This window comes from Pseudarthrobacter ribosi (assembly GCF_055412865.1).
This window is the reverse complement of record NZ_JBVAYZ010000005.1, coordinates 165,638-186,605: the sequence shown is the minus strand read 5'-3', so window position 1 is coordinate 186,605 and position 20,968 is coordinate 165,638. Positions and strand designations below refer to the sequence as shown.

The following is a 20,968-nucleotide window of genomic DNA, read 5'->3' as shown; positions in this document are numbered from 1 at the left end:
TCTCCAGCGAGATAAACCCCGCCGCTTCGGCCGATGCCGAGTTCCTCAGCGCGAAAGCCATGTTGATCAAAGGAGATTCAATGGTTCCGATTCACGCCCCACGTGTCCGAGACATGTCCGGGCCGGGGCATTCCGGCAACACCGCGGCAACACGGGCAGATTTCATTTCCCGCGGCCGTAACACGTCACAGGACTTCCGAAACACGGCGACTCTAGCGTGGCTGTCATGACGATCAACGACATCCAGGACCAGCCACCGGTCTCCGGGACCACAACGACAACCACGACGCTGGACCAGAAGTCCGCCCCCGCCGTCGCACCCATCACCAAAATGCAGAAGAGGGTTCTGGCCGGAGGCAGTATCGGCCAGTTCATCGAGTTCTACGACTTCACCCTTTACGGACTTACCGCCGTCATCTTCTCGCAGCTCTTCTTTCCGGGCAGCAATCCCGTCACGGCCATGCTGGCCACCTTCGCCACTTTTGGCGTGGCGTTCGTGGTCCGCCCCATCGGCGGGTTGTTCTTCGGAGCCCTGGGTGACCGGATCGGCCGACGCCGGGTCCTGACCATCACCCTCATTGCCATTGGCGGGGCAACCGCACTGATGGGGTTGCTCCCGACCTACGGCCAGATAGGTGCCTGGGCACCAGTCCTCCTGGTCCTCTGCCGCCTCATCCAGGGCTTCTCCGCCGGCGGAGAATCCGTGGGAGCTCCGTCGTTTGTCTTCGAACATGCCCCCGTCAAGAGCCGCGGATTCTGGCTCAACATCACTATCGCTGCCACCGCCCTGCCCTCGGTCTTTGCGGGGTCGATGATCCTCATCCTCAGTCAGTCCATGTCGAACGAATCCTTCATGGCGTGGGGCTGGCGCCTGCCGTTCCTGCTGGCGTTGCCACTGGCACTTTTCGGCGTCTGGATCCGCAGCCGCACGGTGGAAAGCGACGCGTTCAACGAGGCCAAAGCGGCCCAGACCAAGGAATTCAGCCCGGTCCGGGAAGCCTTCCGCGAAAACCGGCTCCGCATGGTGCAGGTCATTTTCGTCATGGGTCTCACCGCGATGGGCTTCTACTTCCTCTCGGCGTATTTCGTGTCCTACGTCCAGACCACCGGACACCTGAGCCGCGAGCAATCGCTCCTGGCCAATGCCGCAGCCCTGGCCCTCTACGCAGTGTTGCTTCCCATCGGCGGCCGGCTCAGCGACCGCTTCGGGCGTAAGCCGATGCTCATTGCAGGTTCGGCCGCCCTGGCCTTGTTCTCGGTTCCAAGCTTCATGCTCGTGACGAGCGGCAGTCTGCCCCTCGCACTGCTGGGTCAGGCACTCTTCGTCGTCGCGCTCTGCATCTACGGCGGCGGTTGCTACACCTTCTTCGTCGAGATCTTCACGACCCGAACGCGCTTCACGTCGGCGGCGATCAGCTACAACGGCGCTTACGCGCTCTTCGGCGGCACCGCACCATTCATCGGTACGGCCCTCGTGGGCGCTACCGGGGTACCCCACGCACCCGGCTTCTATATGGCGGCTGCTGCCCTCGTTGTGCTCCTTCTGGTGCTCTTCACCAAGGTCCCCGAGACGCGCGGGCGCATGGGCTAAGCCCGCCGCCTCTCCCACGCCACCGCAACACACAAAGGACTTCCCATGAACTCAGCAACTTTCCTCGAAGACTTCCACCACGTAGCGACCATCGGCGCCACACCCAACGACGGTGTCGACCGGCAGGCGGCCACGGCGGACGATGCGCAAACACGCGACTGGTTCGCCGGCTGGGTGCGCGACGCCGGATGGGAACTCCGGGTGGACGGAATCGGCAACATGTTCGGGCTGCTGGAATGGACACCGGGGGCGCCGTACGTGCTCATGGGCTCGCACTTGGACAGCCAGCCGCTCGGTGGCCGTTTCGACGGTGCGTACGGTGTCATCGCCGCGCTGCACGCTGCCCGGCGCCTCGACGCCGAGATCGCAGAAGGCGGCGCGGTGCCCCGGTTCAACCTGGCGGTCGTCAACTGGTTTAACGAGGAGGGCGGCCGCTTCGCCCCGAGCATCATGGGAAGCTCGGTCTTCGCCGGATTACTGCCACAGGATCGGATGCTGGATGTCGCAGACCTGCAGGGCATCACCGTTCGCGAGGCGCTGGATGGCATCGGGTACCTCGGCACGTCCGAAGGGCCCGCGGTCGCCAGCTACGCGGAAATCCACATCGAGCAGGGACGGATCCTGGAGCGAGAGGGGATCACGATCGGCCTGGTCGACAGCAGCTGGTACACCCAGAAACTGGACATCGAAGTGCTGGGCGAGCAGTCGCACACGGGAGCGACGGCCATGGCCGACCGGCACGACGCCCTGGTGGCCGCATCCAAGATCATCCTCATGGTCCACGACGTCACTCAGGATTTCGCAGAAGAGGCGCTGGTCTCATCCGTGGGGCAGCTGACGCTGGAACCAAACTCGCCTATCGTTGTGGCGCGCAGGGTGCATCTCGTAGCGGACCTTCGCTCTGGGGATCCCGACATCGTCAAGGCGGCCCGCGCCAAGCTCATTGCGGACATCGACGTGCTGGCCCGTGCGCACGACATCAAGGTCATCGTCAAGGACTTTGACATCCGCCCCATCCGCCGTTTCCCCGAAGCAGGCCTGGAACTCGCGGACAAGGTGGCAGCCGACCTGGGCCTCTCCTCGCGGCGTATTCAGACCATGGCCGGACACGATTCGGTTGCCATGAACACCGTTGCCCCGTCAGTGATGCTTTTCATCCCCAGTGTGGACGGCGTATCGCACTGCGAGCGGGAGTTCACCACCGACGCCGACATGGTGACCGGAGTGGACATGCTCACGGGGGTCGCCCGCCAGCTCATCGGCGGGGCCCTCGCCGAGTCCTCCGCCGTGCCGTCGGCGGGCGTGGCATGACGGAACTGCACTACCTCGACGCCACAGCGGCACTCCGGCTCTTCCGAACAAGGGAACTGTCCCCTGTGGAACTGCTGGAGGCGGTGGTGGCCAGGGCTGAAGACGTCAACGGAGGCATCAATGCGCTGACGGAAACCCTGTTCGAGGAAGCACTTCCTGCCGCCCGGCAGGCGGCCGCCAGCTATGCTCGCGGCCGGAACCTGACGCCGCTGCTCGGATTGCCGGTAGCGGCTAAGGAAAAGCACGGGCTCAAGGGACGCACGCTCTCACAGGGGCTCCTCGCCCACAAGGAGGAGCGTGCGACAGCGGACCATCCTGTGATCGAAAGAGTCCGGCGTGCCGGTGGGATCATTCATGCGCGCACGACAACACCGGAATACAGTTGCGCCACAGTCACCCACAGCCCCCTGTGGGGTGTCACCCGCAACCCGTGGAACCTGCAGTACTCTCCGGGCGGCTCTTCGGGCGGCTCCGGGGCGGCGTTGGCCGCCGGTCTCGCTCCGCTCGCCACGGCTTCCGACATCGCCGGCTCAACCCGGCTCCCGGCATCATTCACGGGGACTGTCGGCTACAAGGCGCCGTACGGACGGATTCCGGGCCTCGCTCCGCTCGCCGCGGACCACTACCGGGGTGACGGCCCGATGGCACGGACCGTGGCTGACACGGCACTGCTGGCCAACGTCATGGCCGGCCGGCATCCCGGGGACCACGCTTCGCTCGACGGCGGTCTGGCGCTTTCACCGCTGCCGACCGGAGCCACGTCGGTGGCCGGCCTGCGCATCGCACTGTGCATCCGGTTGGGGAATTACCCGGTCGCTGCGGACGTCGAAGTGAACACCCGCGCCGTGGCGTCCGCCCTGCGCTCCGCGGGCGCCGTGGTGGAGGAGATCGAGCTGCCCTGGACGACGGAGGACATCAGCCGGACGATGTTCACCCATTTTGGCTACCTGCTGGGTCCGGCCATGGAAGACGAGACGGCGAATTCACCGGAGCTGCTTGCCCCCTATACCCGGCGCTTCATGGCCGACGCGCGCAAAGCGGCCGGGGAGAACCGCTTCATCGACGGGCTCCGGGCGGAGACCCGTATTCAGGCCGAGCTTGCCGCCGCGATGGCTGGCTTCGATGCCCTGATCTGCCCCGCCTCCGCCGTTGCGGCCCTCGACGCCGACGGCATGTACCTCGACGGGATCGACGCCGCGGGAGGCGTACGGCTCGACCACTACTGGCAGGGCCACATGACGGCACCGTTCAACATCGCCAACCGCTGCCCCGTGCTCGCGGTACCCAGCGGAATGGCCGACTGCGGCATCCCCACAGGCGTCCAGATCGTGGGCCATCCGTTCGATGACGCCATGGTCTTCACGGTTGGTGCCGCCGTCGAAGCGGTTCGGCCGTGGGCAGCACGCCGGCCGGATCTTCTGGTGATGGGCTAGCCGCCGCCAGCTCCCGAGCCCGAACGGCGGCCGTGGGAGGATGGAAGTGTGGCTCATATTGACGTTTCCAACATCGATTACTTCCTCTCCGACGGCACCCAGCTGCTCAACGGCGTGACCTTCAAGGTCCCGGACGGGACCAAAACGGCGCTGATCGGACCCAACGGAACCGGCAAGACGACGCTGTTCCGGATCATTTCCGGCGACCTCATCGCGGATGAAGGCGTGATCGGCCGTTCCGGCAACATGGGCATCATGCGCCAGTTTGTCGGACAGGTCCGGGACGAATCCACCGTCCGCGACCTGCTGGTCTCCGCCGCCCCGCCCGCCCTGGCCGCCGCCGCCCGCACCGTGGACGCGGCGGAGCTGGCCATGGTGGAGCACGACGACGAGCCCACCCAGATGGCCTACGCGCAGGCCATCGTGGACTGGGGCGACGCCGGCGGGTACGACGTCGAGACCGTCTGGGATGAAGTCTGCATGGCCGCGCTCGGCCTGCCCTTCGACCGCGCGCAGCACCGCCCGGCGTCGAGCCTCTCCGGCGGCGAGCAGAAACGGCTGGTGCTCGAGGCGCTCTTCGCCGGCCCCGATGAGCTGCTGCTCCTCGACGAACCGGACAACTACCTCGACGTCCCGGGCAAGCGCTGGCTCGAGGCCAAACTCAACGAGTCGAAGAAGACCGTGTTCTTCATCAGCCACGACCGGGAACTGCTGAACAATGCCGCGGGCCGCATCGTGACCCTCGAACCGGGCATTAACGGCGCCGGCGCCTGGATCCACGGCGGCGGCTTCGGCTCCTACGTGGAAGCCCGCGCGGACCGGAACGCCCGCTTCGAGGAACTCCGGAAGCGCTGGGACGAGGAGCACGTGAAGCTCAAGGAACTCGTCAACATGTACAAGAACAAGGCCGCGTTCCGCTCCGACATGGCCAACCGGTACCACGCCGCGCAGACCCGCCTGGCGAAGTTCCTCGAAGCCGGTCCGCCCGAGGCGCTGCCGATCGAACAGAACGTGCAGATGCGGCTCAAGGGCGGACGGACCGCCAAGCGCGCCGTCGTGGCCGAAAAGCTGGGACTCACCGGGCTGATGAAGCCCTTCTCCACCGAGGTCTGGTTCGGTGACCGCGTCGGCGTGCTCGGCTCTAACGGCTCCGGCAAGAGCCACTTCCTGCGCCTGCTCGCCACCGGGGGCACCGACCCGGAGCGGGAGCACCTGCCGGTGTCCGACGTCGACATCGCCGAAGTCCCCCACGACGGCACCGTGAAACTCGGCGCGCGCATCCGCCCCGGTTTCTTTGCCCAGACCCACATCCGGCCCGATCTTCTGGGCAAGACCCTGCTGGAAATCCTGCACCGCGGCGACGAACACCGTTCGGGGATGGGCCGCGAGGCCGCGGCCGGGGCGCTCGACGGCTACGGTCTGGCGCCGCAGTCGGAGCAGAAATACGAGTCGCTCTCCGGCGGGCAGCAGGCCCGGTTCCAGATCCTGCTGCTGCAGCTCTCCGGAGCCACGCTGCTGCTGCTCGACGAGCCCACGGACAACCTGGACCTGCACTCGGCCGAGGCGCTCGAGCGCGCCATCGACCACTTCGAGGGAACGGTCCTGGCCGTCACGCATGACCGCTGGTTCGCCCGGACCTTCGACCGCTTCCTGGTCTTCGGCTCCGACGGCAAGGTCTACGAGTCGGCCGAGCCCGTCTGGGACGAAAAGCGCGTCGAACGCGCCCGCTGACCAACAGCAACGCGGTCACCTGTCACCCATAAATCCCGCGGGAATGGGCGATACGTGACCCCGCGTTCCCTGACGGGTGGGACGGACTACTCCGGCAGCAGCCCGGACGACTGCTCGGCCTCCGGCCCGGCGGTTCCCCCCATGGCGTCTACCAGCCGTTCCCGGGCGCGCCCCAGGTGCTCGTCGAGCAGATCGGCCGCGGCCTCACCCTGGCCGGCCTCGATCAGTTCGAGGATTTTCTGGTGTTCGGCCCGGATCAGCGCAGTGTCCAGCAGGTGCAGGGACTGGACCCGGACCATGCACAGCCGCACCTCGCCCACGAGCGAGCGGTACATCCTGCTGATGCGTTCATTGCCCACGGCGTCGATCAGGCTGGTGTGGAACCGCATGTCGGGTTCGACGACGTCGAGCGGAGCGTCGGACTGCACCGCCGCGATGTCGCGGTTGGCCTGCACCGCCGCTGCCGGCACGTTCCTGGTGCGTGCCAGCCGGCGGAGCACGCTCTCCAGGGCCTACTACGACCGCAAACGCGCCGAAGGCAAACGCCACAACCAAGCCCTCATCGCCCTCGCCCGCCGCCGCTGCGACACCCTCTACGCCATGCTCCGCGACGGCACGCTCTATCATCCCAAAACACCGCTAACCCCTTGACGAAGAACGTAGGGACACCCTCACGTCCTGCACGTTTCACGCCAACCCTCTCTCAGATGATGAGAGAGGGTTGGCGTTTTCCGTGCGAAACGTGAGGAAGCGTGGGTACGTTCGCGCAGGAAATGATTAAGTGATCACGATCCGTTAGCATTTGTTCATGACCACTGAGGAGCGCCACCGGCGCATCGGCGAGTTGTTGCGCCACCGGGACCAGGTGTCGGTCGATGAGCTCATGGCCGAATGCGGCGCCTCCGGCGCGACGATCCGTCGTGACCTGGAGGTCCTGGCGCTCCACGGCGTTCTCCGCCGCGTCCACGGCGGGGCCCGGAGCCTGGTGCTGCGCGGCGAGAACCCGGAATACGGGCAGCGCGAGATCGAGGACCACGCCGCCAAAATCCGGATTGCGGCCGGCGTCGCCGCCCTGCTCCAGGACCGCCGCCACGTCTGGCTGGACAGCGGCACCACCGCCACGGAGGTGGCCCGGCAGCTGCGACAGCGGGACATGACCCTGATGCCGATGTCTCTGCGGGCTGTCAACGCCCTGACCGAAGGCGGCCCGGCCGCCGGCCGGCACCCCGAACTGCTGCTGCCCGGCGGAAGCCTGATCCCCGGGGAGTTGTCCTTCCGCGGACCCATGACGGAATCCAACATCCGTTCGCTGCGGTTTGATACAGCAGTGCTCACGCCCTGCGCGCTGAATTTCGGGGACGGGCTGCTGGCCCACGACCTCGAGGACGCGGCCGTCAAACGCGCCGGACTGGAATCCGCGGGCAGGGTGATCGTCGCCTGCTCCGGCAGCAAGTGGAACGCCAGCGCGGTCGCGCTCGTCGCGCCCCTGGATGCTGTGGATGTCCTCGTCACCGACAAACAGCTCAGTACCGAAGAACTCAACCAGCTCACCCGACACTCGGTGGAAGTAGTAATCGTATGACCAAGACGGCAACCCGCCCGCAGCTCAATGCCGCAGCCGCGGCAACCTTCCTGATTTTCGGGATCAACGGACTCGTATTCGCCAGTTGGGCCGCCCGCATCCCTGCGGTGACGGACATCCTGGACATTTCCTCAGGTCAGATGGGAACCCTGCTGCTGTGCGTGGCGGCGGGCTCGCTGATCGCGCTGCCCACCGCCGGGCATGTGGTGGGCAGGATCGGGACGGCCAATGCGGTGCGGGCCGCCGGCTTAGTCGCCGCCCTGGCCGGTGCCGGCATCGCCCTGGCGCTGCTGGCCGAGTCCGTCCCCGGGACCGCCGTCGCGCTGTTCTTCTTCGGCATGGGCATCGGGCTCTGGGACGTGTCCCAGAACATCGAAGGCGCCGACGTCGAACACCAGCTCGGGCGCACCATCATGCCGCAGTTCCACGCGGCCTTCAGCGGGGGTGCGTTCCTGGGCGCGCTGATCGGCGCCGGACTGGCGGGCCTCGGCGTCGGGCTCCCGGCGCACCTGCTGGTGATCGCCGCCATCGTCGCCCTCGTGACCTTTGCTGCCCCGCGCTACTTCCTGCCGCACCTCCCGGCGCCGGTGCCGGTGGCCGGGGAAACCAGAGAATCCAAGGGCCGCTCGGCCTGGCGGGACGGACGGACGCTGCTGATCGGCGTCGTGGTGCTGGGGGCGACGCTCACCGAAGGCGCCGGCAACGACTGGATCGCGAAAGCCGCCGTGGACGGCCTGGACGCCACGGAATCGACCGGAGCGCTGCTGTTCGCGGCCTTTGTCCTGGCCATGACCGCGGTGCGCTTCTTCGGCGGCCGGGCGATCGACGCCTACGGCCGGGTGCCTGTGCTCCGTGCCAGCATGGCTGCCGCCGCCGCAGGGCTGGGGCTCTTTGTCCTGGCCGGTGACATCTGGACCGCCACGGCCGGCGCGGTGCTCTGGGGGGCGGGGGCGGCCCTCGCGTTCCCGATGGGGATGTCGGCCGCGGCCGACGATCCCAAGCACGCAGCCGCCCGCGTGTCGGTGGTCTCCACGATCGGGTACGTGGCGTTCCTGGCCGGTCCGCCGCTGCTGGGCTACCTCGGTGACCTGATCGGAATCCGGCTGGCGCTGCTGGCCATCATGATCCCGATCCTGGGTGCGCTCCTGCTCGCCGGCGCCGCGAAGCCCCTGCGCGCCAGCTAGGCAAGCGGCGGGCGTCTCCCCGCAGGACTTTGGGAGTCCCTCCCTGTCGGACCGTGTGCCGTCCCGATCCGGCAGTAAGGTGGTCGCATGCGCAGCATGCTGAGGAAGGCGCCGAGCCGCCTGGGGAAACTCGACCGGAAACTCGTGCGCGCCGTGTCCGATCTCCCCGCGGGCACTCATGACGACTTTTTCCGGCGGCTTTCCGCGTCGGCGAACAAGGGCAAGCTCTGGTTTGGCATCGCGGCCGTGATGGCCCTCTTCCCCGGCAGGACGCGGCGTGCCGCGCTCCACGGCGTGCTGGCGCAGGCCGTCGCCTCCGCGGTCACGAATATCGGGTTCAAGACCCTACTGCCGCGGGCGCGGCCGCTGCCGGAGCACCTTCCGGTCTTCAGGTTTGTCCATCCCCAGCCCAAGAGCTCCTCCATGCCCTCGGGACACTCCGCCTCGGCCGTGGCGTTCGCCCTCGGCGCCGGACTCGTCAGGCCGGCCCTCGGCGCCGCGCTGGCCCCCCTCGCGGCAGGCGTCGCCTACTCCCGGGTTCACACCGGCGCCCACTGGCCCTCGGATGTGTTCTTCGGATCGGCGATCGGCGCGGGGGCAGCCCTGGTCACGCGGAAATGGTGGCCCGTCCGGCCGCCGATTCCCGAGCTCCGGCGCACTCCCGTGACAGCCGCGGAGCTACCGGAGGGTGAGGGCCTCGGCATTGCGGTGAACACGCTGGGCGGCTCTTACGCGGCGGAGACCGCAGCCGCGCTCCAAAAAGTATTCCCCAAGGCGTATATAAAAGAGATTGCCCAGAACGAGGACCTCGCGGAGGAGATCGCACGGGTCGCCGGACGGCCCGGGATCGTTGCCCTCGGCGTCTGGGGCGGCGACGGAACGGTCGGCACAGCAGCCGCGGCCGCCGTTGAGCGTTCCCTTCCGCTCCTGGTCCTGCCGGGCGGAACCCTCAACCACTTCGCCCGGGACGCCGGAACCCCCAACCTCACGGCCGCCGTGGAGGCCGCGACCCGCGGCGAAGCGGCGCGGGCGGATGTCGGGCTGGTGTCCGTGGAGCGAGGCCATCCCGCCAGCCCCGCGCCGGTGCACCTGACCATGCTCAACACCGCGAGCATCGGCCTCTACCCGAACCTGGTCCGCCGGCGCGAACTGCTCCAGCCGGCCCTCGGGAAACCTCTGGCAGGCATCGCCGCGATGCTGCGGACCTTCGCCGCCGGGACGCCCACCACCCTGATCGTCGACGGGGTGCGGCACAAACTGTGGATCCTCTACATCGGTCGCGGACGGTACTACCCCCGCGACCACGCCCCGCTGGTCCGCCCGGTCCTCGACGACGGGGTCTTCGACCTCAGGATGATCACCGCCGACGAATCCTTTGCCCGGCTCCGGCTGCTGTGGTCCGTGCTGACCGGAACCGTCGCCACCTCCCGGATCACCCACCTCAGCGAATCCAGCAGCATCCGGGTGGAACCGGGGGACACCAGCATGGTCCTGGCCGTGGACGGGGAGGTCATGCCCGGGGTGCGCAGTGTCGCATTCTCGGTGACGCCCGGCGCCCTGACGTACTACTCGCCGGCATCATGACGGCGGCACTGTCATCCTCCCGGACTACCCTGATTCGACCCTGAATCATCCCTGAGACCGGCGAAACCGGCCCGCAGCCCCGGTAGCGTGGTGTGTATACCAACCCCCACTGCTAGGTAAAGGAACGCTTCCATGATCGAAGCACGAGGCCTGACCAAGGTTTACGGCGACAAGACCGCCGTCGCCGGCGTCAACTTCACCGTCGAAGCCGGCCGGGTCACCGGCTTCCTGGGTCCGAACGGAGCCGGAAAATCCACCACCATGCGCATGATCATGGGGCTGGACCGGCCGACGTCGGGCACCGTCACCGTGAACGGTTCCCCGTTCGCTCGGCACGCCGCACCGCTGCGCGACGTCGGCGCGCTGCTCGACGCCAAGGCTGTCCACACCAGCCGCTCCGCCTACAACCACCTGCTCGCGATGGCCGCCACGCACAGCATCCCGAAAAAACGCGTGCACGACGTCATCGAGATGACAGGGCTGGCCGACGTGGCCAAAAAGAAGGTCGGCGGGTTCTCCCTCGGCATGGGACAACGGCTCGGGATCGCCGCGGCGCTGCTCGGCGACCCGCAGACGGTCATCCTGGATGAGCCGGTCAACGGGCTGGACCCGGAGGGCGTTGTCTGGGTCCGCAACCTGGTCAAATATTTGGCCTCCGAGGGACGCACGGTGTTCCTCTCCAGCCACCTCATGAGCGAGATGGCCGTCACCGCCGACCACCTGATCGTGATCGGCCGCGGCCGGATCATCGCTGATGCGCCGATCGCGGACATCATCACCGGAAAGGGCCAGATCCGCACGCGCGTCCGCACCGACCAGCCGGACCAGCTGATGCGCCTGCTCGCCGGCGACGGCGTTTCCGTGGAGCTGCAGGAGAACGAACTGCTCGAGGTTACCGGCCTCGACCCGCGGCGGATCGCCCGCGCAGCCCTCGACAGCCACGTCATGATCTACGAACTCACTCCGCTTCAGGCCAGCCTCGAGGAGGCTTACATGGAACTGACCAAGGATGAGGTCGAGTACCACTCACTGATCACCACGGGCGCTGCCGCCCCCGTCCAGTCCGGAGGCAACTAAGCCATGAGCTCAACCACTCTCGACCCCTCCCGCCGCGGCGCACACGCCGGCACCGGTGGCGCCCCGGCCCGCGGGATGTCCGGCACCAGCACCGGCCCCGGGCCCAGCTTCTTCCGGGTGCTGAACTCCGAATTCATCAAGTTCCGCACGCTCCTGTCCACCCTGATCCTGCTGGGCTGCACCGTCCTTGTCGTGGTGGGCTTCGGCGCCCTCTCCGCCTGGGGAACGGGACAGTTCGCCGAGGCCGCGGCCAGTGATCCGGAAGCGGCCTCTGCCTTCGCCGCCCAGGGCGGGGACCTCGCCGTCGGCGTCCCCACGTCCGGCATCGCGTTCGCCCAGCTGATCCTGGGCTCACTCGGTGTGCTCCTGATGAGCTCAGAGTTCACCACAGGCATGGCCCGCTCCACCTTCGCGGCCGTCCCCAGGCGGATCCCGGCGTACGCCGCCAAGCTCCTCGTGGTCATGGTGACGGCGTTCGTCCTCACCGCTGGCTCCGTGTACCTGGCCGGCCTGGTGTCGCTGCCGATCCTGGACAACTACAACCTCAAACTGGACCTCGCCAGTTCGCAGTCGGTGAAGATGCTGCTCGTCAACAGCCTCTACGTCGCCGCCGTTGCCGCCATCGGCATGGCCCTGGGCTCGCTGATCCGCAATTCCGCCGGCGGCATCATGAGCCTCGTCGGATTGTTCTTCGTGGCACCGATCGCCTTCCAGCTGATCCCGGGCGACTTCTTCGTCGAGGCCCGCAAGTACCTGCCCGGCAACACGGTCGAACCGTTGACAGCCGTGCAGCACGTCCCGGAGACGCTGGAGGCCTGGCAGGCCGCGATGGTGCTGGGCGCCTGGGTCGTCATCCCGGTGGTCCTGGCCGGCGTGCTGCTGAAAAGGCGGGACGTCTAGGCCCGACCCACCGTCTAGGCTCAGAGCATGATCGATGCAGTTCCCGTGAAGGACGCGCCAGCCGGCCAGGCTGACGCGTCCTTCGCTGAAATCACTGCCCGGCGCCGGGGGCGCCTCCGGCGCTACCTTTTCCAGCACCCGCGGGCCATGGATGCCGTGGTGGTGGCCAGCTACCTGCTGCTTGTGTCCCCCGCCGCCGCGGAATTGGTGCGCGACGGCGCCTGGCCGGTCGCCCTGTTGCTCGTGTTGGCCGCGGCGGCGCTGTGGTTCCGGCGGACCCATCCGGTCCCGGTGGTGGCAGTCGTGGCGCTGCTGGAGCTTGGCGTGTCCTTGCTTCACCCGTGGGGGTCCAACGTCTCTGCCGGGCTGTGGTTTGGGCTCTACTCCGTGGCGTCGACGCGCAGCCGCCGGTTCGCACTGTGGTGCCTGGCGGCGGTGACTATGCCCCAGGTGTTGCTGTACTTCCTGCTGGCAGTGGGTCCGCTGGATGGCAGGCTGCCGGACATGGGCGTAAATACTCCGGAGAACTTCCAGCTCATCACCAGCATCGCCGCAGCCGTCAGCATCACCCTCTCCAACGTGATCGCCACCGGGATGGGCATCTCGGTCCGGCAGCGGCGCGAGCACGAGCACGAGATCGCCGCCTGGGCGGCGAGGGCCGCGCAGCTCGGGTCGGTCACCGAACGCAACCGCATCGCCCGCGAAATGCACGACGTCGTGGCGCACTCGCTTACGGTAATGGTCACCCTGGCGGACGGGGCCGCCGTCGTGGTCAAGAAGAACCCGGCGCGGGCGGCGGACGTCCTCGGGGAGCTCTCCCGCGCCGGCCGGAACGCCCTGGCGGACATGCGGCGCGTCCTGGGCGTGTTGCGCGACGACTCGGCCCCAGGGCAGGCTCCGCGGGAACCGCTGGTGGGCAGGGACAACTTGGGCAAACTCCTGGAAGGCTTCCGCACCGCAGGGCTCCCGCTGCACTACACGCACACCGGCCCCTCGCTGCCGGACGATGCGGCGTTCCAGCTGACGGTGTACCGGATCGTGCAAGAGTCATTGACGAATGTGTTGCGCTACGGCCGCTCGCTGGGCAGGGTGGACGTGGCCATAGTGCGGAACGGCCCCACGGTCACCATCGACGTCGCTGACGACGGCAAGGGCACCGTGGACTCCGGCGGCTCGGCAGCGGCGGCGCGCAGGTCCACCGGATCCGTGGGGACGGGCCGCGGTCTCGCCGGAATGCTGGAACGGGCACGGATCTACGCCGGCACCGTGGAGGCGGGACGGAGCGCCGATCGCGGCTGGTGCGTGCACGCCGTGCTGCACTGGAACGGCGACAACGGAAGCAAGGGCACATGAGGCAAGGGGAACCGATGAGCGAGACCGGACCGATCCGCATCCTGCTGGTGGATGACCAGCCGCTCCTGAGGATGGGCTTCCGCCTGATCCTGGAGGGCGAGGACGATCTGGGGATCGTGGGCGAGGCCTCCGACGGCGCCGAAGCGATCCGCCAGGTCCGCGAGCTCGCGCCCGACGTTGTGCTGATGGACGTGCGGATGCCGGTGCTGAACGGGATCGAGGCCACCCGGGCAATCACCAACTCCGGGGCCAAGGCGAAGGTCATCATCCTCACCACCTTCGATCTGGACGAATACGCGTTCGCCGGGCTCCAGGCCGGGGCCTCGGCTTTCCTGCTCAAGGACGTGGCGCCCACCGAACTGGTCAGTGCCGTCCGGGTGGTGGCGAGCGGGGACGCGGTGGTGGCGCCCCGGATCACCCGGCGGCTGCTCGAAACGTATGTCCGGGGCAACGGGCATGGCCCGGCCGCCGGCGACACCCCCGGACCGGAGGCGCCCGGCGGATCCCCCGCAGGGGCCCGGCCGGCCCGGGATCCGCTGCTGGGCGACCTTACCCCGCGCGAAACCGAGATGCTCGGGGCGATGGCCGAGGGGCTGTCCAATGCCGAGATTGCGCATCGGTACTTCCTGTCCGAAGCCACGGTCAAGACCCACGTGCGGCGGATCCTCACCAAGCTCCATCTGCGTGACCGGGTCCAGGCCGTGGTGTACGCCTACGAGACCGGCCTGGTAGTGCCCAGCAACACGGACTACTGAGCCCGGACCGGGCTCGCCGGCCCGGGGAGTCCGAAGCAGTGGTTTCAGGCACATTGTCGAATTGCCTGTGAGGCAACTTATTTTGCCTCCTTGTCTTCCTTGTTGGAGTTGTGCCCGGATCTTTCCCACGTCATATGTGGGATTGCACAGAACGGGCGCTTCCCTGCCCGGTCTAGGGTGAAACGTCAATGTGGTCCGCCGCACAACTTTTCACGCTCCACCCGCGGACCGAACAATCAACAAAGGACGGCGCTTCATGCAGGCTGACCAGCAGCTCTCCAAATCCCTGAAACCCCGGCATCTGTCCATGATCGCCATCGCGGGCGTGATCGGTGCCGGCCTGTTTGTCGGCTCGGGCGCGGCGATCCAGCAGGCCGGTCCCGGCATCCTGGTCGCGTACACGGCAGCAGGACTCGTGGTCATCCTGGTCATGCGGATGCTCGGCGAAATGGCGGCGGCCAATCCGGAGACCGGATCGTTCTCGACGTATGCCGACAAGGCCCTGGGCCGGTGGGCAGGGTTCAGTATCGGCTGGCTGTACGCCTGGTTCTGGATCATTGTGCTCGGCATCGAGGCCACGGCCGGTGCGGCGATCATGCACCGCTGGGTGCCCGGGATCGACCAGTGGATCTGGGCACTGCTGTTGATGGTGGTCCTGACCCTGACCAACCTGAGCTCGGTGAAGTCCTTTGGCGAGTTCGAGTTCTGGTTCGCCTCCATCAAGGTCGCGGCGATCGTGCTGTTCCTGCTCTTCGGCGCCGCGGCAATCCTGGGCCTGATCCCGGGCGTCCCGGCCCCCGGAGTGAGCAACCTGCTGGAAAACGGCGGCTTTATGCCCAACGGGCCCGGCGCCGTGCTGGCTGGCATCCTCGTGGTCGTTTTCTCCTTCTTCGGCGCTGAGATCGCCACCATCGCCGCCGGAGAGTCCGAAAACCCCGTCGATGCGGTCAAGAAGGCCGTGAAATCCACCGTCTGGCGCATCCTTGTGTTCTACATCGGCTCCATTGCGATCGTGGTGACGCTCCTGCCCTGGAACTCCGCCTCCGTGGCCAAGAGCCCGTACGTTGCCGTGATCGAGCTGTACGGCATTCCCGGCGCCGGCACCATCATGGACATCGTGGTGCTCACGTCCGTGCTGTCCTGCCTCAACTCCGGCCTGTACACCGCCAGCCGGATGCTGTTCTCGCTGTCCCGCCGCGGCGACGCGCCGCGGTCCTGGATGCGGATCTCCAACCGCGGCGTTCCCGCCGCCGCGGTCCTGGCCTCCACCGTCGTCGGCTTCATCACCGTCGGCCTGAACTACATCGCCCCGGACACCGTGTTCCTGTTCCTGGTCAACACCTCAGGCGCCATCGCCCTGTTCGTCTGGCTCGTGATCGCCGGCTCGCAGCTGATCCTGCGCCGCCGGATGGGCGCCGCAGCCAAGGACCTCCAGTTGAAGATGTGGCTGTTCCCCTACCTGACCTGGGTCGCGATCATCAGCATCGTCGCCCTGCTGATCGGCATGCTGCTCGTGGAGTCCACCCGCGAGTCACTGCTGCTCTCCCTGGCCCTCGCCGCCGTCGTGGTCGGTATCGGCCTCTGGCGCTACCGCAAGAACGGCGGGAAGCCCGCGGCAATCGGCGACAGCGGCGCGGCGGACACCGGGACCACTGCGCCCGCCGAAGACGCCACCGTGGGTGCCGGCTCGGCACCGTAACTCCCGCCGCGGCCCCGAATCCTTCAGCACCACGGGACATGCCCAGTCCTGGCGCGGTGCAGTGGACATAATGGCATTATGTCCACTCAGCGCGACCAGGGGAGGGCATGTCCAGCGGGGCGGGTGGAGCATGCCCAGCCCCGGGCGCCCGCGACAGGGCATGTCACCGCCCAGTCCGCTCCGCGCAAGCCACAGCGGGTTCACAGGAAGGGCCTAGTCAGGGCATAGTGCCCCGGGGTTCCATGGACGCATGACCTTTTCCCCGCAGCCACCGCATGAGCCGCACCCCAACCACGACCGCGGCCTGGAGTTCGACCTCTCCACGCTGATGAGCCGCCGGTCGCTGGGCTTCTTCCTCGGGGCCGGCACGGCCGCCGCCCTGGCAGCCTGCACCCCGGGCAGCTCCTCCACGGGTGCCGCGTCCGCCACGGCCTCGGCGGGGTCGACGCCGGCATCCTCCGGAACCGCCGCGGCCACCGGCTCGCCCTCAGCCTCCGCCTCGCCCACCCTGACCCGCGCGATCGCCGAATGCGGCGTCGAAATCCCGGAGGAAACCGCCGGTCCCTATCCCGGCGACGGCTCCAATGGGCCCAACGTCCTGGCGGCCTCGGGCGTGGTCCGGCAGGACATCACCGCCAGCTTCGGCACCTCCAGCACCAGGGCCCGCGGCGTGCCGCTCACCGTGACGCTGACCCTGCTCGACAACGCCAACGGCTGCGTGCCGCTGGCGGGGGCAGCCGTCTACGCCTGGCACTGCGACAAGGACGGCAAGTACTCCATGTACGACGCCGGACTCAAAAACGAGAACTACCTCCGCGGCGTCCAGCAGGCCGACGCCAACGGCCAGGTCACCTTCCAGACCATCTTCCCCGGCGCCTACAGCGGCCGCTGGCCGCACATCCACTTCGAAGTCTTCGAGTCCATGGACAATGCGACCGCCGCCGGGCAGGTCCTCGCCGTGTCCCAGATCGCGCTCACGGACGCCGCGTGCAAGGAGGTCTACGCCTCGGCCGGCTACGAATCCAGCGCCCGGAACTTCCCCCGGACCACGCTGACCTCGGACAACGTCTTCGGTGACGACGGCGGCATCTACCAGCTCGCCACGATGTCCGGGTCGGTGTCCGGCGGGTACACGGCCGGACTCAACGTCACCGTGTAGGAGCCCGCCGGCCGACGCCACGGCGCTAGACTCGGAGCCATGCCTTCCGAGTCCAACGCCGCAGCCCACATCCAGGACCTCGGCGCGTACGTCACCGCGTCGCCGTCGAGCTTCCATGCCGTCCAGGAAGCCGCCCGCCGGCTGGACGGGGCAGGATTCACCGCCCTCGACGAACTGCAGCCCTGGCACGCGGCCGCCGGGACTGGGAAGTTCTACATGGTCCGCGACGGGGCGATCATCGCCTGGGTGACGCCGGTAACGGCCGGTCCCACCACCGGCTTCAACATCCTGGGCGCCCACACCGATTCGCCGTCGTTCAAGCTCAAGCCCAGGCCCACCACGGGCAAGTTCGGCTGGCTGCAGGCCGGCGTCGAGGTCTATGGCGGCCCGCTGCTCAACTCCTGGCTGGACCGCGAACTGCAGCTCGCGGGGCGCCTGGTGATGCGGGACGGGACCCAGCACCTCACCGCCACCGGGCCGCTGCTGCGGTTCCCGCAGCTGGCCATCCACCTGGACCGTGCCGTGAACGAGGGGCTGGCCCTGGATAAGCAGCAGCACATGAACCCGGTCTACGGGCTTGGCGACCCGGCGGGCGAAAACCTGCTGGGCCTGCTGGCGGACCGGGTTGCCGGCTCGGACGTGGACGCTGCCCTGATCGGCGGCTACGACGTCGTCATCGCCGACACCCAGGCCCCCGCTGTGTTCGGCGCGAAGGGCGAGTTTTTCGCCTCCGGCCGGCTTGACAACCTCTCGGCGACCCATGCCGGTCTCACCGCACTGATCAACCACGCCGCCGCGCCGTTGCCGGCCGGGGCGCCGGTTGCCGTGCTGGCCGCGTTCGACCACGAGGAAATCGGTTCGGCCTCGCGTTCCGGCGCGAGCGGGCCCATCCTCGAGGACGTGCTGGTGCGCATTTCCGACGGTCTGGGCGCCTCGGCGAGCCAGCGGCGGCAGGCCTTCGCGGCGTCGTTCTGTGTGTCCGCCGACGCCGGGCACGCCGTCCACCCCAACTACGCCGAACGGCACGATCCGGCGAACCGGCCGGCGCTGAACGGCGGCCCGCTGCTGAAGATCAACGCCAACCAGCGCTACGCCACGGACGCCACCGGCGCCGCCCTCTGGGCGCGGCTGTGCTCCGACGCCGGCATCCCGTACCAGGAGTTCGTCTCGAACAACGTGATGCCCTGCGGCTCCACGATCGGTCCGCTGACCGCCACCCGCCTCGGCATCCGGACGGTCGACGTCGGTGTGCCGCTGCTGTCGATGCACTCGGCCCGGGAACTCTGCGGCGTCGAGGACCCCTACCGGCTCGCGAAGGTGACGGAGCTGTTCTTCCGAACCGGGGCGTAGACGCTCAGAAGGCCAGGCTGATCACGAGGCTGATCGTCGTGGCCAGGATGACGGTCCCGAAGAGGTAGGACAGCAGGCTGTGTTTGAGCGCTTCCGCCCGGATGGCGTGGTTCTGCAGGGCCGTGTCGGAAACCTGGTACGTCATACCGAGGCTTGTGGCGAGGTAGGCGAAGTCGGTGTACTGCGGGGGCCGTTCCTGGTTGAAGTCGATGCCGCCCACCGCCGGCCCGGCCTTCCCGCCCGTGCCGTAGTACAGCTCGGCATACCGCAGCGTGAACAGCGTCTGCACCAGCATCCAGGACAGGGCCACCGACGCCAGCGCCACGAGCCCGCCGCCAAGGCGGGACCCGCCGCCGCTGGTGTGAGAATCGACGACGACGGCGGCCACCGCGCCCAAGCTGGCGACGTTGGCCGCCAGGATCAGAAGGTCGGTGATGCTGCGGGACGGGTCCTCCACAGTGGCATGTGCCCGGGTCTCGGCAGGGTTGAAGCGGCCGACCGCCACCCAGACCCACACGACGTAGGTCAGCGCGGCGCTGCCCCAGCCCACCGCCGGGGCCTCCACCCAGTGCCCCGCCAGTCCGGCCGCCGCGGCCGCGAGCACACCGGCGAGGAGCATGGCCGCCAGGCGCAGCCGGCCGCGCCGTACCGGCCGGGCATGGCCGCCGATCGGGGAACCGTTATTCATTCCCCGATCTTGGCACAGGGTTGTCCACAAGGAGGCCCGCACCGCTTCCCGGACCCTGCCGGCCGCACCTACACTGGCCGGGAATGGAATCGCGGAATCCGCCCCCGATGCACTAAGCTATTGAAGTCTGTGCTGCGCCCTGCCCCCGTTCCTGGGAGCGATGCCGGCACATGGCACCGCAAATGAACCTCCTGTTACGGAAATGCCGTAACCGCTTAGCCCAAAGGAGGTGGGTTCACATATGCGTCCTTACGAATTGATGGTAATCATCGACCCCGAGGTCGAAGAGCGTACCGTTGAGCCAACGCTTCAGAAGTTCCTGAACGTCATCACGACCGATGGTGGAACCATCGAAAAGGTTGACATCTGGGGCCGTCGTCGCCTGGCTTACGAAATCCAGAAGAAGTCTGAAGGTATCTACGCCGTGGTGAATTTCACCGCTGAGCCGGCTACCGCCAAGGAACTTGATCGCCAGCTGAGTCTCAACGAGACCATCATGCGCACCAAGATCACCCGCCCCGAAGTACAGAAGGTCGTTGCTGAGTAATTTCAGCTCCCGGTTTTCACTCTTCACCCCGCAGGAACGAATAAGGAGGCAGTAGATGGCAGGCGAAACCACTATTACGGTCATCGGTAATCTCACCAGTGACCCCGAGCTGAGGTTCACACCGTCAGGTTCGGCAGTAGCGAATTTCACCATCGCTTCTACTCCCCGCACCTTCGACCGCCAGTCCAATGAGTGGAAGGACGGGGAAACCCTGTTCCTCCGCGCGTCGGTATGGCGCGAAGCGGCCGAAAACGTCGCCGAATCCCTGACCAAGGGCATGCGCGTGATCGTTAACGGCCGGCTGAAGAGCCGTTCCTACGAAACCAAAGAAGGCGAGAAGCGCACCGTTATCGAGCTTGAGGTCGATGAAATCGGCCCCAGCCTGCGCTACGCCAACGCCAAGGTCAACCGCACCCAGCGCTCCGGCGGTGGGGGTGCCGGCAACGGCGCCCAGGGCGGCTTCGGCGGCGGCGCCGGCGGCAACACCGGCGGTGGCGGCTTCGGTGGCGGCTCTGGTGGAAACCAGGGCGGCAACTCGGGCGGAACCTGGGGCGGCAACCAGCCCGCACAGCAGGATGACCCCTGGGCCACGCCCGGTGTCAGCAATGCAGGCGGCGGCTGGGGCAACGGCCCGGATTCCGAACCTCCCTTCTAAAACAACATCTAAGGTTCGACGACGGAACCCGCCGGAACGCCGCAAGGCGGACCGGCACTGACCGGCGTCGGATCACCACCATCCCGTGGATCAATATCCACGGGCTCCATCGAATAGGAGCTCCACGATGGCTAAGGCTGAACTCCGTAAGCCCAAACCAAAGTCCAACCCCTTGAAGGCCGCTGACATCACTGTCATCGACTACAAGGACGTAGCATTGCTGCGCAAGTTCATCTCCGACCGCGGAAAGATCCGCGCCCGTCGCGTCACTGGCGTCACGGTGCAGGAACAGCGCAAGATCGCCCAGGCAATCAAGAACGCCCGCGAAGTTGCTCTGCTGCCTTACTCCGGCGCTGGCCGCGGCTAAGG

The 20,968-nt window shown here is 67.6% G+C and carries 19 protein-coding genes and 1 pseudogene; 18 read left to right on the top strand and 2 right to left on the bottom strand.

Annotation, left to right across the window (positions count from 1 at the left end):
* Window positions 1-226: 226 nt before the first annotated feature.
* Genes ACZYZ5_RS07430 through ACZYZ5_RS07415 form a run of 4 tightly spaced genes read left to right on the top strand, consistent with a single transcriptional unit; the run spans window position 227 to window position 6,066 of the window.
* Window positions 227-1,591, top strand: a complete 1,365-nt coding sequence (locus ACZYZ5_RS07430) for an MFS transporter (protein WP_353917466.1) — start codon at window positions 227-229, stop codon at window positions 1,589-1,591.
* 45 nt (window positions 1,592-1,636) lie between these two features.
* Window positions 1,637-2,902: a M20 family metallo-hydrolase gene (locus ACZYZ5_RS07425; RefSeq protein ID WP_463900524.1), complete on the top strand. Its 1,266-nt coding sequence runs from the start codon at window positions 1,637-1,639 to the stop codon at window positions 2,900-2,902.
* Entirely contained in the window at window positions 2,899-4,335 is a 1,437-nt protein-coding gene (locus tag ACZYZ5_RS07420) for an amidase (RefSeq protein WP_463900523.1), read from the top strand. The genes ACZYZ5_RS07425 and ACZYZ5_RS07420 overlap by 4 nt, the downstream gene beginning before the upstream one ends.
* 48 nt (window positions 4,336-4,383) lie before the next feature.
* Entirely contained in the window at window positions 4,384-6,066 is a 1,683-nt protein-coding gene (locus tag ACZYZ5_RS07415; RefSeq protein ID WP_463900521.1) for an ABC-F family ATP-binding cassette domain-containing protein, read from the top strand.
* An 86-nt stretch (window positions 6,067-6,152) separates the two neighbouring features.
* On the opposite strand, the gene ACZYZ5_RS07410 is transcribed toward ACZYZ5_RS07415, so the two are convergent.
* The gene (locus ACZYZ5_RS07410; RefSeq protein ID WP_463900519.1) at window positions 6,153-6,494 is read right to left on the bottom strand and encodes an FCD domain-containing protein; all 342 of its coding nucleotides are present in this window, start codon (window positions 6,492-6,494) and stop codon (window positions 6,153-6,155) included.
* 73 nt (window positions 6,495-6,567) lie between these two features.
* On the opposite strand from ACZYZ5_RS07410, the pseudogene ACZYZ5_RS07405 reads away from it, so the two are divergent.
* The 11 genes and pseudogenes from ACZYZ5_RS07405 to ACZYZ5_RS07355 form a co-directional block, all read left to right on the top strand.
* Window positions 6,568-6,717 (top strand): annotated as a pseudogene (locus ACZYZ5_RS07405) (IS110 family transposase); the annotation flags it as partial.
* A gap of 157 nt (window positions 6,718-6,874) precedes the next feature.
* The gene (locus ACZYZ5_RS07400; protein WP_463900517.1) at window positions 6,875-7,648 is read left to right on the top strand and encodes a DeoR/GlpR family DNA-binding transcription regulator; all 774 of its coding nucleotides are present in this window, start codon (window positions 6,875-6,877) and stop codon (window positions 7,646-7,648) included.
* Window positions 7,645-8,832, top strand: coding sequence for an MFS transporter (locus tag ACZYZ5_RS07395; protein ID WP_463900515.1), 1,188 nt, complete (start codon window positions 7,645-7,647; stop codon window positions 8,830-8,832). Before ACZYZ5_RS07400 ends, ACZYZ5_RS07395 begins: the two co-directional genes overlap by 4 nt.
* A gap of 87 nt (window positions 8,833-8,919) precedes the next feature.
* Window positions 8,920-10,416 (top strand): bifunctional phosphatase PAP2/diacylglycerol kinase family protein, encoded by a 1,497-nt coding sequence (locus ACZYZ5_RS07390; protein WP_463900513.1) that lies wholly within the window; start codon window positions 8,920-8,922, stop codon window positions 10,414-10,416.
* A gap of 132 nt (window positions 10,417-10,548) precedes the next feature.
* Window positions 10,549-11,493 (top strand): ABC transporter ATP-binding protein, encoded by a 945-nt coding sequence (locus ACZYZ5_RS07385; RefSeq protein ID WP_463900512.1) that lies wholly within the window; start codon window positions 10,549-10,551, stop codon window positions 11,491-11,493.
* 3 nt (window positions 11,494-11,496) lie between these two features.
* Window positions 11,497-12,393 carry an ABC transporter permease gene (locus ACZYZ5_RS07380; protein ID WP_463900511.1) on the top strand — a complete coding sequence of 299 codons (897 nt, stop codon included), beginning with the start codon at window positions 11,497-11,499 and terminating at the stop codon, window positions 12,391-12,393.
* 27 nt (window positions 12,394-12,420) lie between these two features.
* Complete coding sequence (locus ACZYZ5_RS07375) at window positions 12,421-13,746, top strand: sensor histidine kinase (RefSeq protein WP_463900509.1); 1,326 nt, start codon at window positions 12,421-12,423, stop codon at window positions 13,744-13,746.
* 14 nt (window positions 13,747-13,760) lie between these two features.
* A complete protein-coding gene (locus ACZYZ5_RS07370; RefSeq protein WP_463900508.1) occupies window positions 13,761-14,501 on the top strand; it encodes a response regulator in 741 nt (246 codons plus the stop codon).
* A 256-nt stretch (window positions 14,502-14,757) separates the two neighbouring features.
* A complete protein-coding gene (locus ACZYZ5_RS07365; protein ID WP_463900507.1) occupies window positions 14,758-16,200 on the top strand; it encodes an amino acid permease in 1,443 nt (480 codons plus the stop codon).
* Window positions 16,201-16,450: 250 nt separating this feature from the next.
* Window positions 16,451-17,359 (top strand): intradiol ring-cleavage dioxygenase, encoded by a 909-nt coding sequence (locus tag ACZYZ5_RS07360; RefSeq protein WP_463900506.1) that lies wholly within the window; start codon window positions 16,451-16,453, stop codon window positions 17,357-17,359.
* A gap of 39 nt (window positions 17,360-17,398) precedes the next feature.
* Entirely contained in the window at window positions 17,399-18,709 is a 1,311-nt protein-coding gene (locus ACZYZ5_RS07355) for a M18 family aminopeptidase (protein WP_463900504.1), read from the top strand.
* Between the two features lie 4 nt (window positions 18,710-18,713).
* Here the strand turns inward: ACZYZ5_RS07355 and ACZYZ5_RS07350 are convergent, their stop codons facing one another.
* Window positions 18,714-19,397, bottom strand: a complete 684-nt coding sequence (locus ACZYZ5_RS07350) for a DUF1345 domain-containing protein (RefSeq protein WP_463900502.1) — start codon at window positions 19,395-19,397, stop codon at window positions 18,714-18,716.
* Between the two features lie 241 nt (window positions 19,398-19,638).
* Between ACZYZ5_RS07350 and rpsF the strand changes: the two genes are divergently transcribed.
* From rpsF to rpsR, 3 genes are all read left to right on the top strand, one after another.
* A complete protein-coding gene (gene rpsF / locus ACZYZ5_RS07345; protein ID WP_024366241.1) occupies window positions 19,639-19,944 on the top strand; it encodes a 30S ribosomal protein S6 in 306 nt (101 codons plus the stop codon).
* 55 nt (window positions 19,945-19,999) lie between these two features.
* The gene (locus ACZYZ5_RS07340; RefSeq protein ID WP_463900501.1) at window positions 20,000-20,599 is read left to right on the top strand and encodes a single-stranded DNA-binding protein; all 600 of its coding nucleotides are present in this window, start codon (window positions 20,000-20,002) and stop codon (window positions 20,597-20,599) included.
* Between the two features lie 127 nt (window positions 20,600-20,726).
* The gene (rpsR, locus tag ACZYZ5_RS07335) at window positions 20,727-20,966 is read left to right on the top strand and encodes a 30S ribosomal protein S18 (RefSeq protein ID WP_003800144.1); all 240 of its coding nucleotides are present in this window, start codon (window positions 20,727-20,729) and stop codon (window positions 20,964-20,966) included.
* Window positions 20,967-20,968: the final 2 nt, after the last annotated feature.

Coding starts and splice junctions, on each gene's coding strand:
- ACZYZ5_RS07430 (WP_353917466.1), top strand. CDS start 227: ATGACGATCAACGACATCCAGGACCAGCCACCGGTCTCCGGGACCACA.
- ACZYZ5_RS07425 (WP_463900524.1), top strand. CDS start 1,637: ATGAACTCAGCAACTTTCCTCGAAGACTTCCACCACGTAGCGACCATC.
- ACZYZ5_RS07420 (WP_463900523.1), top strand. CDS start 2,899: ATGACGGAACTGCACTACCTCGACGCCACAGCGGCACTCCGGCTCTTC.
- ACZYZ5_RS07400 (WP_463900517.1), top strand. CDS start 6,875: ATGACCACTGAGGAGCGCCACCGGCGCATCGGCGAGTTGTTGCGCCAC.
- ACZYZ5_RS07395 (WP_463900515.1), top strand. CDS start 7,645: ATGACCAAGACGGCAACCCGCCCGCAGCTCAATGCCGCAGCCGCGGCA.
- ACZYZ5_RS07390 (WP_463900513.1), top strand. CDS start 8,920: ATGCGCAGCATGCTGAGGAAGGCGCCGAGCCGCCTGGGGAAACTCGAC.
- ACZYZ5_RS07385 (WP_463900512.1), top strand. CDS start 10,549: ATGATCGAAGCACGAGGCCTGACCAAGGTTTACGGCGACAAGACCGCC.
- ACZYZ5_RS07380 (WP_463900511.1), top strand. CDS start 11,497: ATGAGCTCAACCACTCTCGACCCCTCCCGCCGCGGCGCACACGCCGGC.
- ACZYZ5_RS07375 (WP_463900509.1), top strand. CDS start 12,421: ATGATCGATGCAGTTCCCGTGAAGGACGCGCCAGCCGGCCAGGCTGAC.
- ACZYZ5_RS07370 (WP_463900508.1), top strand. CDS start 13,761: ATGAGCGAGACCGGACCGATCCGCATCCTGCTGGTGGATGACCAGCCG.
- ACZYZ5_RS07365 (WP_463900507.1), top strand. CDS start 14,758: ATGCAGGCTGACCAGCAGCTCTCCAAATCCCTGAAACCCCGGCATCTG.
- ACZYZ5_RS07360 (WP_463900506.1), top strand. CDS start 16,451: ATGACCTTTTCCCCGCAGCCACCGCATGAGCCGCACCCCAACCACGAC.
- ACZYZ5_RS07355 (WP_463900504.1), top strand. CDS start 17,399: ATGCCTTCCGAGTCCAACGCCGCAGCCCACATCCAGGACCTCGGCGCG.
- ACZYZ5_RS07350 (WP_463900502.1), bottom strand. CDS start 19,397: ATGAATAACGGTTCCCCGATCGGCGGCCATGCCCGGCCGGTACGGCGC.
- rpsF (WP_024366241.1), top strand. CDS start 19,639: ATGCGTCCTTACGAATTGATGGTAATCATCGACCCCGAGGTCGAAGAG.
- ACZYZ5_RS07340 (WP_463900501.1), top strand. CDS start 20,000: ATGGCAGGCGAAACCACTATTACGGTCATCGGTAATCTCACCAGTGAC.
- rpsR (WP_003800144.1), top strand. CDS start 20,727: ATGGCTAAGGCTGAACTCCGTAAGCCCAAACCAAAGTCCAACCCCTTG.